This window comes from Colwellia psychrerythraea (assembly GCF_000764225.1).
GTDB lineage: Bacteria > Pseudomonadota > Gammaproteobacteria > Enterobacterales > Alteromonadaceae > Colwellia > Colwellia psychrerythraea_D.
Window position 1 is genome coordinate 129,261 of sequence record NZ_JQED01000007.1, and the last position, 14,224, is coordinate 143,484.

Genomic DNA, 14,224 nt, shown 5'->3' on the forward strand with positions numbered 1-14,224 from the left:
ATGGTGAAGTGTTTTGTAACTTTATGCTTACTTGCTTTTTATTAAATAACTCATGTCATTGACCTTTCGTTGGTAGAAGGTGAAGTTTGCTTATGACCAATAATGGCTATAATTAATGTGTCGTTAACTAATATAAAAATAGCAAAGCGAGAAGCTATATGGGACGTGATATTTCAGAGAAAGAATACAGTGCAGATGATTATGTTAAATTTAACCAAAAGATCCATGATCAACTCGATACCTTAAAACAAGTAATAGAGCACCCAAATTTTGGTCTTGGTGACACATTTATTGGCGCTGAATTAGAGATTTATTTGATAGATAACCAACATCAAATTAGTCCAATAAACCTTGAGCTTTTGGATAAACTTAATGATGAGCAATTTCAGTCAGAATTAAATAAATATAATATTGAGCTGAACCTGTTACCCGTAAAAGCTGCTGGCAAACCCTTTAGTCAGTTAACCCAGGAAATTTTAACTAAATTTGTTCATCTCAATAACGTAGCAAAATCTTTCAGTGCTAGACCAGTCGCTATTGGCATATTACCAACCCTTAAAGAACAACATTTGTCTAAGCAGTATATGACCGATTTAGGTCGATATAAACTCCTCTCTAGGGAGTTGAGTAAACTACGTGGACAGCCTTTTCATATAAAAATTGATGGTGATGAACCCATAGATTTTTGTAGCTCAGAAGTTTGTGTTGAGGGGGCAAATACCTCTTTTCAAGTACATTTAATGACAAACAAAGATAACTTTTCCGATACCTTTAATGCAGCGCAATTGAGCCTGCCGATGTCATTAGCTATTGCTGCTAATTCGGGGGTGTTTTTAGGAAATTGCGCCTGGGATGAAACCCGCGTGGCTTTATTCAAGCAATCTATTGATAATCGAATTCCTGATGATAATAACTGGCGGGAGCCGGCTAGGGTAACTTTTGGTCATGGCTGGGTAAGAAAAGGTGCTTGGGAGTTATTTTCAGAAACGGTAAATTTATATCAATCCATTATGCCCGAATGCTTCAAAGAAAAAATGGACTTAAATCCCCCTGAACTGGCTGAGCTTAACTTTCATATGGGTACAACTTGGCCTTGGAATCGGCCGATATATTCAGCAATAGGGAATGGTCACTTGCGAATAGAATTTAGAGCCTTACCAGCAGGTCCTACCGCTTTAGATATGACAGCGAATGCAGCTTTTACTATTGGTATGGCCGCAGGCTTAGCCCCAAAAATAGAACAATACTTATCTCGAATCCCTTTTCAGTTTGCCAAGTATAACTTTTATCGCGCAGCAAAAAATGGCATAGATGCAACTATTTTATGGCCACAAAATTATCAAAATAAACCTGTTGAAGTGCCGATAAAAAAAGTTATTGATGACATGTTATTAGTAGCAAACGATGGCTTAAGTTCATTAGGTGTTGAACGAGGAGAGCGCGATAAATACCTACAAATAATACAGCGACGTTTATCTACTGGCGTTACTGGAGGCAGTTGGGCTAAAAATACGTTAAGGCATTTACGCAAATCTTTAAGTAATGATCAGGCATGTGCAGCAATGTTAGAAATTTACTATCAAAACCAATTAGCGGGTCATCCCATCAGTGAATGGGGTAGGTGTTGGTAATGCCTTCTTTCATCAAAGAGGTAACCTATTATCAAGATGCCTTTACCTTAAATGTTGCCCCAAACCCAATAGAGTTTTTACGAATACTTAAGGGGTTATCCGTTTTTGATGTTCAAGGCAAAGATACTAGCCGAACCCGAGTCATTACGACGTTGATTCATGGTAATGAACCTTCTGGCTTTATCGCCTTACACCACTGGTTATTAGAAAAAGTAATACCTGAGGTAAACATTCGGTTTATTTTATGTAATCCAGAATCGGCTGCCTTACCACCCGAATTTTCTCATCGTTATTTGGTGATAGCACAAGATCTAAATAGGTTTTTTACCCTTGATAATACTCCCTGCTCTAAAAAAGATGAGGCAATTAGCCTTAGAGCTGCACAAATCATAAAAGCGGTGACTGACGTTAAACCTGAGGCAATAGTAGACTTGCATAATACCTCGGGCATCAGCCCTGCCTTTGGCGTATCAACCTATGCGAGTGATAAAGTTCTTGATTTAATCTCACTCTTCTCCAATAAAGTCATTTTAACCGGATTGCATGTAGGCGCTATTATGGAACAAAATTTTTCAGCACCTATAGTCACTATTGAATGTGGTGGAGCTGGTCAAATAAAGTCGCACCAACTGGCTATTACGGGTTTAGAAAAATTCACTAATAAGGAAAGTATCTTTGATCATCATGCAGATAGAGTAGATATCCACCGTCATCCGTGTCGTATTGAATTGCAAAAAAACTTTGTACTTGCTTTTGCTGAAGAGCCATTAATGACAGCAGATATCACCTTACTCAGCGATATAGAACAATTCAATAATCAAATAACGCCAGCGGGTCAACTCATTGGCTGGTATGAAAAAGATAACCAATTGCCTTTAATTGTTAAAGATGAACAAGGTAATAACCAACTATCTGCCATGTTCTATTTAAAAGCTGGCGGGATATACACCAAACAACGATTACAAATCTTTATGGCAACAAAACAAGTAGATATTGCTACAAATGACTGCTTATTTTATGCCACTTTAGAGTAGTAAATATTGAAGTTATTACTTAATCACTCCCTTATTTCAACCACATCTAGCTGAATTGATTACGAACTCCTAAAAGCTAATACGTTTATATTGACGATAGCTTGGTTGCCAAAAATTGTTTTGAATTTGACTTAGCAATACTTCGTCGCTTACCTCTAATGCAAATTTTTGTTTAAAAGCGACTTTTGCGACAGAGAAAGCAATTTTTTTACTTAATTCTCTGATTGAACTCAACGGAGGAAGTAACTGTCCTACGCCAGTATTTGCTAATGGTGACTCCTGTGCCAATATCTCACTTGCTGCCATCAACATTTCATCACTGATACGACTTATATTGGCCGCAACAACAGCAAGTCCAAGCCCTGGAAAAATATAGCTATTGTTACACTGTGCAATGTCATAGCTTTTTCCTTGATATTCAACCGGAGAAAAAGGGCTGCCAGTAGCCACAATGGCCTGTCCCTGAGTCCAAGTTATTATTTGCTCAGGTAATGCTTCGATCTGTTTGATGGGGTTGCTCAGTGGCAATATAATAGGTAACTCACAAGTATTTTTCATCGCTTTAATGATTAGTTCATTGAATAGACCTGCCTGCCCAGATACCCCGATAAGGATTGATGGTTTTAGTTGTTGAATAACTTCAAGCAAACAGGGATATTTACCAGTAGCAGGCCAAGAGTTTAGCAGGCATTCGGGTTGTGCAAGTTTTTGTTGAAAATCTCTCAGCTTTGGCATGCTATCCATTAGTAGCCCAAGTTTATCGACCATAAAAACTTGACCACGAGCTTGTTTCTCAGAAATCCCTTCGTTTACCATACAGGCTATAATTTGCTCTGCAATTCCACAGCCGGCAGAGCCAGCACCGACAAATACAACTTTTTGTTCTGACAGCTTCTCCTTTTTACTCCTGCAGGCAGCTAGTAATGTGCCTGCCGTTACACAAGCAGTGCCTTGAATGTCATCATTAAAGCAACAAAGCTCATTACGATAACGTGTTAATAATGGCGTGGCATTATTTTGAGCAAAATCTTCAAATTGTAATAACGCTTGTGGCCAACGACGTTTAACGGCTTGAACGAAAAGCTCTATAAATTCATCATATTGCTTTTGTTCAATACGCTTATGACGAGCGCCCATATACATAGGATCATTGAGTAGTTTTTCGTTGTTGGTACCAACATCGAGCATTATAGGAAGCGTATAAGCCGGACTGATACCACCGCATGAAGTATATAAAGATAATTTACCAATGGGGATACCCATGCCACCAATACCTTGATCACCTAATCCTAAAATACGTTCGCCATCAGTGACTACAATGACTTTAACTTTATTCTTCGTTGCATTTCTTAATATGTCATCAATATTATTTCGTTGCTCATAACAAATAAATAGACCTCTAGAGCTACGGTAGATGTCAGAGAATTTCTCACACGCATCTCCAACCGTTGGCGTGTAAATAATGGGCATCATTTCGGTTAAGTAACTTTGCACAAGTTTAAAAAATAATGTTTCATTATTGTCATGAATAGCACGTAGATAAATGTGTTTATTAAGGTCGTCGTTAAAGCTTGCATATTGTTGATAGGCCCTAGCGACTTGTTCATCAATTGATTCATATCTAGGTGGTACTAAGCCAGTTAAATTAAACTGTTCTCGTTCAGATAAACTAAATGCACTGCCTTTATTCAATAATGGTGTTTCTAGCAAACTTGGACCTGAATAAGGAATATAAAGGGGTGAGGTATTATTGTGCTTAGATTTATTATTCATTATCTACTCTGCCATACGTTGTTATATCGTTTTAGTTGATAAGGAGAGAGCAAGGTTTAGACCATTAATGAATTATTTTATTTTGTATTTTAATTACAACAGTTTAGCTTTAATTGTTGTAAGGGGACTCGTTCAATATGAGTGGAATGCTACCCATTTTTTACTCTGGAAATGCAAAATGTCACCCTTTATTTGGGATTCTAATTGTTTAGTTTCATTACGCGGTAAATCATATACCTAACTTTTAATGACACATTATTTGAAGAAAAGATGATTATGCAAAATACCTTTTAATAAGGCGGCAGGTTTTGGCAACAAAGGAGTTGAATGACTAGGATGGTGCTGAGAAGTGTTTTTAAAAATCAATTTTAACTATCATGAATCTGACAAATTAAGCAGACAATATCATTAACGTGTTTACTCTTTTCAATATGAGGCACTATGATAATAACCCTTACCTTATTATAAATTAGAGGCTTAATTTATAAGCCTCTAATTTAGTACTGCTTAACTAGTAACCGTTGAGCTTGTCAATATACTCTGGAAATGCCAAAGATATTTGCGGTACATAAGTGATTAACATTAAGAATAATAATAATAAACTTAACCATGGTAGGCAGGCTTTAATTACCCAACCCATGCTTCTACCCGTTATGCCGGCGGTAACAAATAAATTAAGGCCTACAGGAGGTGTTAACATACCTATTTCCATATTTACCACCATGATGATACCCAAGTGAATAGGGTCAATACCTAACTGGGTAGCAATTGGAAATAATATGGGGGCCATTATTAATATGATGGCCGAAGGTTCCATAAAATTACCTGCTAATAAGAGTAGTATGTTGACAATAATCAAAAATGACCATGGCTCTAACCCCCAACCAATAATGGTTTCCGCGATAATGTGAGGGATACGTTCAGTTGTTAACACATGAGCAAACAGCATCGCATTAGCAATAATAAATAACAGCATAATACTCACTTTGGCGCCTTCGAGTACGACATGCCTTACTTCTTTATCTGTCATACTTTTAGGTAGTGCTAATCCCATCAACATGATATTTCTACTGAGGGCTTTTACCAGAGATTCTTTTTCATTTCTCCAGTTGATATTTTTAAGCGGACCAATGTCGCGGTAACCAAATACAGCGATAAAGTAAGCATATATTGCAGCTACCGCAGCAGCCTCGGTTGGACTGGCAATGCCACCATAAATAGCACCTAAAATAATAAATATTAGTGCTAGTCCTCCTGTTGCTATAAAGCCAGATCGTATTAATTGTTTTATGCCGGGAAAAGGTACTGAAGGAAGATTTTTATAACGCGCAATGATATATATCGCGATCATTAGAATAGTCCCCATCATAATACCGGGGATTAGACCGGCCATAAACATACGTGATGCAGAGACTTCAGTCGCGGCAGAATAAACTAACATCACAATAGAAGGGGGTATGAGTATCCCTAAAGTTCCTGCATTTGTAATGACTCCAGCGGCAAAACTTTCGGGATAACCAGAACGCACCATTCCGACGATACAGATAGAGCCTATTGCTGCAACAGTTGCCGGGGAAGACCCTGATACCGCTGCAAACAACATACAAGCCAAAACTGAAGCCATGGCTAGACCACCACGAATATGACCAACACTATCTACGGCAAAATCAATAATTCTTTTAGCCACACCACCCGTTGATAAAAAGGCGGAAGACAAAATGAAAAATGGGATAGCTAATAAAGTGTAATGTTCAGATGTCGCTTCATACATTTTTAAGGCAATAGAAGCAATTGAATCATTTGAGAAAAGTAAGATGGTCACCATACTAGAAAACCCAAGAGCTACGGCTATTGGCATACCTATCAAAATACAAAGTAACAGTGATAAAAATAGGGCGGCGATAGTCATTATTTCTCCTCCTTAGTGTTATTGTCTTCTGAAGTGGAGTCTTCTTGAATAAGGTGCATGCTCTCTTCTGCTTCATCTGCAAATTTAAAACCGTCTGCTTTACCTTGAATGATTCTTACCAATACTTGTAAAAAACGATAAAAAAGAAGAGCAAAACCAAATAATAGAATTGACTGCATAATCCAAATTGGCATAAGCGGGTCTTCAATGTCTATTCTGAATATGTCCCAAGCAGCATCAATATCCATCGAATTGACGATAAAAGCAGGTATATGAATGTCTTCCATAACTAGACCAACATCATACATTTTTGCTAAATAAACCATGCTGCCATAAAAGAACATCATGCAATAACATAGGCATATTAATACCGCCGCAATCGATGTGATCTTTTTTGCTTTTGGCGGCAAAATTTTTACAAAGGCATCTACCCCAATATGAGCACCGACTTTCACTCCATAAGACATGCCAAATAAAACAAACCAAGCCCCACAAGTAAGAGTGAGCTCCTCCATCCACATAAAGCCGACATTAAAAACAAATCGAGCAATAACTTCTGCAAAAACTAGCAGCGTCATACACACCAGCAAAAGACAGATGAATCCCTCTTCTAGTGCGTCAGATTTTTTTGAAAACATAATAGAACTACCTATAATATTGCTAAGTGGTATTTATTGCCGTAACTGGCAAACATACAAAGACCATCATCGAGTAATAGCCTCTGTATCAATAAAAAAGTAATTAATTTGCTGCTATTGCTGCATCAATTACATTTTTGCCTATTTGTTTTTCAAATCGTTTCCAAACTGGTTTCATTGCTTCAACCCATTGCTGACGCTCTTCGCTTGAAAGCTCTTTAATCGTGGCACGTTTTGATTCTGCAATGCGTTGCTTGTCTACTTCAGATTTTTGAGAGGCAATCTCATTACCATAAGCAATAGCTTCGTCTAATGCTGTTTTAACATCTTTACGAATATCCTTTGGCATGGAGTACCAAAAGTCCCTTGAGGTAACAACTAAATAATCTAATACGCCATGATTACTTTCAGTTATATGCTCTTGCACTTCGAAGAATTTTTTTGAATAAATGTTTGACCAGGTATTCTCTTGACCATCTATTGCTTTAGTTTGCAATAAGGTAAAAACTTCAGAAAAAGGTTTTTTAACAGGAACTGCGTCAACGGCATGAAATTGTGCTGCTAAAACATCGGATGACATGATACGAAACTTTTTACCTTGTAAATCTGCAGGTGTTGTCATCTCAGAACTAGAAGAGAGTTGCTTCATTCCATTATGTAAATAACCAAGACCTTGCAAGCCTTTACGTTTAATAGAGTTAAGTAGTTTTTGACCATGTTCACCTTGTTGAAAACGCTCTACAGCGGCCATGTCGTTAAATAGAAATGGTAAGTCAAATACTTGTAGTTTTTTAGTGTACTTTTTAAACTTTGATAGCGACGGCGCAGCTAATTGAACATCGCCTAATTGCATTGCTTCAAGTACCTTATTATCACCAAATAATTGTGAATTTGGGAATACTTTTACTACCACTTGTCCATCTAGTCTTTCTTCTACCAAGGTTTTAAATTTGAGCGCCATTTGGCCTTTTGGTGTGTTTTCAGTAACTACATGTGAAAATTTAATTTCAATTTGTTCAGCGCTGACATTTAGCGAGAAAGCACATAATAGGGCCGTAGTTAGCCCAAGCATATTTTTAGTTAATGACATGATTTTTCCTTAATTAATTTATATTTTGCTTATGATTTATATTCAAATTAAAAGTCGAAACGTACACCTAACTGGATTTCAGACATGTCTTCACCCGTTGATGGTAAACGAGTAGTGTCACTATCAAGTTGCTCTACTGATGCCCAAAGTCTGAATTTCTTTGATAAATAACGGATGTATTCCACCTTGATTGAAGCAACATCGCCTTTCACATCACAACTGTTTAATGCATAACGTAAGTGAACTTGGTTCTTATCTGCTTTCCACTTACCATATAAACCTGCTGTTGAGCGCTCTTCATTTTTACAAGAAGTAACGCCGCCAACATCATTGCCACTTAGCGTTGATTTTAATCTGACGTTACCTGAAGAGTTTCCGCCGTACAGGTCAAAATCTTCTTCTGCTAAATGGTAAAAGGCAGAAAGCGTTATACTGTCAGAAACGTTGTACCAACCACGAACACCGTAGAGGTTCCCGGTATTTTCACCACGTTTATCTGCAGCTAATGCTGCTTGTAATTTCACTGGTCCAGCTTTGTATTCAATACCTGCTTGGTATTGATCAAATGAATCACCATCTTGTTTCTCTGTCTGTAAAGCGGCACCAAACTTCCAGTTGCCAGCTTTCTTTTCCCACTGCAGCATATCGTCATCACGAATAGCGCCTTGGCGCAGTGAATCTAGGCCATCGGAAAAATAAGCGCTACGAACAAATTTATGCCAAATAAGGGTTTGTGAGCCATACGTCACCTTACCAAAGTCACCTTTTACCCCTACGACTATTTGGCGTAATCCTGGCTTGTTATTTTGAGAGAAATTAACGCCATCGTCGCCCCTCATGCCATATTCAACAAGCCCTAAACCGGTTAAACCGTTTCCTAAATCTACAGAGGCTTTTGCACCCATTCGACTAAGAAAATCTCGACCATTTGCAGCGTCATCATCAGTACCCGCATCAACATAATCAGCGCCTAGTCTCAAAGAGCCATAAAAAGAAGTTTTTAAATCCCCTTCATCAGCGTATGCAGCGCTTGTAGCGCCAATTAATAGTGTCGCTGTACATACTTTCTTGAATAAATTAGTTGTAGTTTTATTACTCATTGATATTCCCCTAATGTTTATAATTTATATTGTGAACGTTGTTTTTTTTGTTTTTAATAAAATGTTGTTATCGCTGAAATACATCGTTCGTAAGCTATATCGCAAAGTTAATGCCAATATAATTAATAAAATTATTATATTGATAATTACCTATAAAACAGCGGCTTATGTGTTTTTATGTCATTCTCGATGCAATAATTAAATTAACTATTTGGGGGGGGAGTGACCCAAATGGAAATTGAACTGTAGGGAAATCCATCCATGGAACGTACTTTATATGAGGAGCTTTATTCATTATTCATTATTCATTATTCATTATTCATTGTATTGCGGCTTGAATATTATCTCGCAGATAAAGTCTGTTACGACTCTATGTATAACTCCGATCCAAATAAATATGATGAAAATATTTGCGCAAATTAACGCAGAACGATCAAAGTCTTTGATGGGGTTCGTGCAAAAGGGGATAAGTTCAATTGATTACAGGTATACCACCGCTGTACTTGGAATTACTGCTGCGCGTGTTGGCCATGGCTGGCTCGATATTCTGTCGTGGTTATGCTTAGGAAGTAGTGTTGCTTTGATTGTTTATGCCTATTATTTTGCTACATCAGACAAGTAAATGAGTAATCCCTTATTGGTTTCTACTCATTTACTGGTTTTCACTTTGGCATCGGATTAATTGTAATGTTTTGCATAACTGGAGGCATTTAGGCTTAAAAGATCGCTTATTGATGCTCACTAATGCCTCGATTACCATCTTTTTCAAGTGCAACAGAGTTTCAAACTGAAAGATCAACAGACCCTAACTCTTCATGCTTTTGTTAATCTAGTTTAACTCGCAATCTCAACGTTACGATTCGGTATCTGCTGTTTTAAATATGTCACATTTAAGCAAATTTTTACCAAAAATTTCAGGTTTGAGTTGATTAATCCTAAAGCAATTATTTACGTTTTAACCTTGTATTTGATATTTTCATCCTCATTTTCAGTGTATCCAATGTATTTAGTTTTATCCGCAATACTATTTTGTAGTACGACTTTTGTTGCTATATCAACTTGGTCGATGTTCGGTTCTATCGTAAGAACTCAGTTGAACAATGAAAAAGTAAAATATGGGATAAAACTTATTTTAGTTTCGTTACTGCTTTATACGGCAGCGAGCTTAATCGATTTAATCTAGGTTGAAAGTATGACGTTAAATGAAGGTGCACCCGCAATAAGAGCACGGGTAAAATTAAGTATAAAAGATGATGTTCCAGCAGAATTTATCAGCTTTACTGGTCTTGTTGATGATAAAGAACATATTGCCATAGTATTTAATAGTGCAGACAAAGAGCAAAAAACTCCTTTAGTGAGAGTTCATTCTGAATGTTTAACTGGCGATCTTTTCCATTCTTCTCGTTGTGATTGCGGTGAACAGTTAGATGAATCGATCAGCATTATGAAAGATAAAGGCGGGATAATTTTATATCTTAGACAAGAAGGGAGAGGCATAGGTTTATATAACAAACTAGACTCTTATCTTTTCCAAGAGCAAGGCATTGATACCTATGAGGCAAATAGAAAACTTGGCTTCAATGACGATGATAGATCCTATGATGATGCAATCAATATGCTTAAAGCGTTGAATGTCGTCAGTCTACATCTATTAACGAATAACCCAATAAAAATCGAGGCTATTGGAAAAGAAATATTTGTTGAGTCGATTCAAAATACCAAAACTTATTTAAAAAGAGATAATAAAAATTACCTTTTAGCCAAATATGAATTATCAGATCATCAATTAGAAGCGTCATTAATTTAAGGGGGGAACAAAGGTTAGATTCATCAAATAGCGTACCGTTAATTGTATTTTGGTGGTGGGGTAGTAGTAAATTTAACTGATGAAATCCTTTGAGGTATGCTTTGGTGGTTGTGCATTAAGAAAGTGAGATGTATCAACAACTATGAGAAGAGTTGATGATTGCTTTCGCTTGATGATAATGATTAGGCCTTGTTCGATGTCAGTCGAAATAGTGTTGTTCAACGTATTTTCGACACTAACTACTTTTAAGATTTTGCGCATATTGTTGAAGCGACTCCTTCGATAATTCAACTATTTCTTCGATCATGAGTAACTGTGAAGAGTTAAGTTTATTTTCTTCAGTGTTTATTTCAAGTGAGTGGCAAAGTTGATATAACCGAATCAGACCTAAACCGATGGCAGCACCTTTGAGTTTATGTAATTTTGCATGTTGAGCTATGGCCGATAAACTTGAAAAATGACTATACTCGCTATTTAGTTGTTGGCGAAATAACTGAATAAGTTGTATTACTTTATCCCTCCCCAAGTACTCAATATCTTGATTGGGAATACTGGCATCAAATAAATCAAACTCATTAAGCTCATCGCTTTCAGCGAAAGAGTCTTCACTAGCGGGTACCGTGACTTCTGCTATTTCAACTCTCTGCTTCACTTCAACATCAGTTTGCTGGTTCACTAACCCTTCAATATTAAACATCACTTTTGCAATGGCTGGCTTTAATTTTTTCATTTGTACGGGTTTGGCAACAAAACCATTAAAACCTGACTTGATAAATTTAGCTATATCTTCATTAAATACATGGGCTGATACAGCGATAGTTTTGAAAGGGCTCTGCTTCTCTTTAGCAATAACCTTGAGTTGTTGAGATAACGTTACACCATCAATATCGGGTAGATTGATATCAAGTAAGGCTAAATCAAAGCGATTATTGTGCATACATTTCAGCGCGCTCGCACCGTCTTTGGCGGCTGTTACTTTATGGCCCAATTTTTCAACCAAAGCGCAGGCGACCTCAAGGTTAATTTCATTATCCTCAACGATGAGTACTTGATATCGCTGAGATAATGCTTGTGATGGCGAAAATAACACTTGCTGCGCGTTAATTGCCTCCGTTGAAGCACGAACTAATGGAATGGTAAAAGTAAAACAACTGCCTCGATTTTCTTCACTTTCAAGAGATAAAGTCCCGTGCATTGCACTGACAAGTCGCTGACATATTGCTAGCCCCAAACCAGTACCTACAGCACTTTGAAGATTATCTACCTGAGTAAAGGCCTGAAAAACTTCGGTTTGCTTCTCTTTAGCTATACCGCAACCGGTATCTGTCACTGAAAATGTTACCTCTGAATCTTCGGTATTATTTTCATCATTAACCGCTATTGATAAAACAATACTGCCCCGCTGAGTGAATTTAATGGCATTATTAATCAGATTTATTAATATTTGTCGCAACTTTCCTAAATCAGCAAGGTGCCAATTTTCAATATTTCCTTTTATTTCAAAGTGCAGCTGCAGCGATTTATTTTGTGCTCTGGCACGCATTAAATGTACGACATCCTCTCCTAATTTAGCTAAGTCAATGGCACGGTATGAAAGCGCTATATGGCCAGCTTCAATTTTAGAGTAATCAAGAATATCATTCAGAATATCTAATAAACTTTCTCCTGAATATAAAATAGTTTGAGCATATTTTTGTTGCTCTAATGTGAGATTGGTATCGCTTAATAGCTCTAATGTGCCTATCATGCCATTCATGGGGGTACGTATTTCATGACTCATGCTTGCTAAAAAGACTGACTTAGCTCTATTGGCTTCATCGGCTTGCTGCTTTGCTAAGGCATGCGCCTTAGATTCACTGTTTAACTTTTCATTGGTAAACCTTAGCTCTTGCGTTCTAACATTTATCAACTGCTCAAGGTTTTCTTTATGTAAACGTAACTCTTGTTCTGTCTGTAACTGCTCATACTCAAGCTGTTGCTTTTTAATAGCATGCTCTCGAAAAACATCGAGCGCTTCAGCTAAATGTTTTAACTCTTCATCATTTGATGACTCGACCGTGATCTCTAAATCGCCAGCAGCTAATTTTTCTATCGCATCAGTGTGTTTTTGTAACTTAAAAACAATCCCTTGATAAACCACTTTCCACATCACAAAAACAATGACAATAAGGGATAATAAGGTAGTGATTAAAAATACGTTCTGAGACCAAGAAACCAACTTCTGATGTTGCTGGCTGGTTTTTTGGGCTAGTTCACCTTGCTTTTCAACCAGTGACAATATGCCTTGGTTTAACTGAGTTAATTGATTGGAAATATGCTGATGAAGTAAGCTTTGTTTTTGATCTAATTCAATGGCTCTTTGTTGATTAACAAACAAGTTATCAAATAAATTAAGTTTAGCAAGTGCGATACTGGCCAAGTTAACTCTATAGGGATCAGTAATCGAATCTACTAAGTTTGAAATCAGCAATAAAAGTCTATCTTTGTTTTGAGCTAGTTCATTAAGTTGCTGGTATTGTTGTGTCGTAATAACCAAATTTGCTATTTGCTCTAACTCCAATGCATGACGCTCTAGCGCGGCCATCTTATCTAGTAAGTTAAGGTCTTCATCAATGACTAAATCAATATCTTGTTTTGCTTGTACCAGATTACTTTTCTGTTCAATTAAATCGTAAAGCCCTGATAAGCGTACTAGCGCAAAGGTACTTGCATTGGCTACTTGCGATTGAGATAAAATAGAAATCTCATGAACTGACGCTTTCACCACAGTGAAGGCTTGCTCAAGTTGTTGTTGATTGGTGATTTTATTTTTCGCATAGACATCAAGTTGCTCAATGCCTTGATTAATATCTTTCTTTAAATTAACTAACCTAGATAAACTTTTTTTGTTGAGATTGAGTAATACAAGGGCGGTAAACTTATCTTCAACCGCTAAATGCAGCGATGTTAATGTTTGACTGATTTCTTGGCGCTGCTCCTCATCGTTGACATTTTTCAATAACGTCGTTTGATGAGTGATGTGTAAACTAAGGTTCGCTAATTCTCTTGCACTGGAAAGCGTAGGTAAGGTTTGTTGAGTTATGATATCACCAGTGCTGGCGATAAGGCTGAGACCATTCCAAGCAACAATACTGACAAACAACAGTAAACCCGCAACAAAGCTAAAGGCAAATAATAGTTTGTTCCCTATACTTCGACGAAAGTGCAATGTAATATCCTCTTTTACACGACCCGTGTATTCA

10 protein-coding genes are annotated in these 14,224 nt (G+C 37.2%); 4 read left to right on the top strand and 6 right to left on the bottom strand.

Annotation, left to right across the window (positions count from 1 at the left end):
* Window positions 1-158: 158 nt before the first annotated feature.
* Both ND2E_RS15940 and ND2E_RS15935 read left to right on the top strand, forming a co-directional pair.
* Entirely contained in the window at window positions 159-1,631 is a 1,473-nt protein-coding gene (locus tag ND2E_RS15940) for a hypothetical protein (protein WP_033092851.1), read from the top strand.
* A complete protein-coding gene (locus ND2E_RS15935) occupies window positions 1,631-2,665 on the top strand; it encodes a M14 family metallopeptidase (protein WP_033092852.1) in 1,035 nt (344 codons plus the stop codon). Before ND2E_RS15940 ends, ND2E_RS15935 begins: the two co-directional genes overlap by 1 nt.
* A gap of 69 nt (window positions 2,666-2,734) precedes the next feature.
* On the opposite strand, the gene ND2E_RS15930 is transcribed toward ND2E_RS15935, so the two are convergent.
* The 5 genes from ND2E_RS15930 to ND2E_RS15910 form a co-directional block, all read right to left on the bottom strand.
* Complete coding sequence (locus ND2E_RS15930; RefSeq protein ID WP_033092853.1) at window positions 2,735-4,438, bottom strand: NAD-dependent malic enzyme; 1,704 nt, start codon at window positions 4,436-4,438, stop codon at window positions 2,735-2,737.
* A 511-nt stretch (window positions 4,439-4,949) separates the two neighbouring features.
* Window positions 4,950-6,347, bottom strand: coding sequence for a TRAP transporter large permease (locus tag ND2E_RS15925; protein ID WP_033092854.1), 1,398 nt, complete (start codon window positions 6,345-6,347; stop codon window positions 4,950-4,952).
* Window positions 6,347-6,985: a TRAP transporter small permease gene (locus tag ND2E_RS15920; RefSeq protein ID WP_033092855.1), complete on the bottom strand. Its 639-nt coding sequence runs from the start codon at window positions 6,983-6,985 to the stop codon at window positions 6,347-6,349. Before ND2E_RS15920 ends, ND2E_RS15925 begins: the two co-directional genes overlap by 1 nt.
* Window positions 6,986-7,088: 103 nt before the next feature.
* Window positions 7,089-8,075, bottom strand: a complete 987-nt coding sequence (locus ND2E_RS15915) for a TRAP transporter substrate-binding protein (RefSeq protein ID WP_033092856.1) — start codon at window positions 8,073-8,075, stop codon at window positions 7,089-7,091.
* 47 nt (window positions 8,076-8,122) lie between these two features.
* Window positions 8,123-9,175 (bottom strand): porin, encoded by a 1,053-nt coding sequence (locus ND2E_RS15910; RefSeq protein ID WP_033092857.1) that lies wholly within the window; start codon window positions 9,173-9,175, stop codon window positions 8,123-8,125.
* A gap of 397 nt (window positions 9,176-9,572) precedes the next feature.
* Here ND2E_RS15910 and ND2E_RS0121280 point away from each other — a divergent pair, with 397 nt between their 5' ends.
* Together ND2E_RS0121280 and ribA are read left to right on the top strand one after the other, a co-directional pair.
* Window positions 9,573-9,797: a hypothetical protein gene (locus tag ND2E_RS0121280; RefSeq protein ID WP_150113713.1), complete on the top strand. Its 225-nt coding sequence runs from the start codon at window positions 9,573-9,575 to the stop codon at window positions 9,795-9,797.
* A 570-nt stretch (window positions 9,798-10,367) separates the two neighbouring features.
* Window positions 10,368-10,982 (top strand): GTP cyclohydrolase II RibA, encoded by a 615-nt coding sequence (gene ribA, locus ND2E_RS15905; RefSeq protein WP_033092859.1) that lies wholly within the window; start codon window positions 10,368-10,370, stop codon window positions 10,980-10,982.
* Window positions 10,983-11,217: 235 nt separating this feature from the next.
* Here the strand turns inward: ribA and torS are convergent, their stop codons facing one another.
* Window positions 11,218-14,190 carry a TMAO reductase system sensor histidine kinase/response regulator TorS gene (gene torS, locus ND2E_RS15900; protein ID WP_033092860.1) on the bottom strand — a complete coding sequence of 991 codons (2,973 nt, stop codon included), beginning with the start codon at window positions 14,188-14,190 and terminating at the stop codon, window positions 11,218-11,220.
* Between the last annotated feature and the right edge of the window lie 34 nt (window positions 14,191-14,224).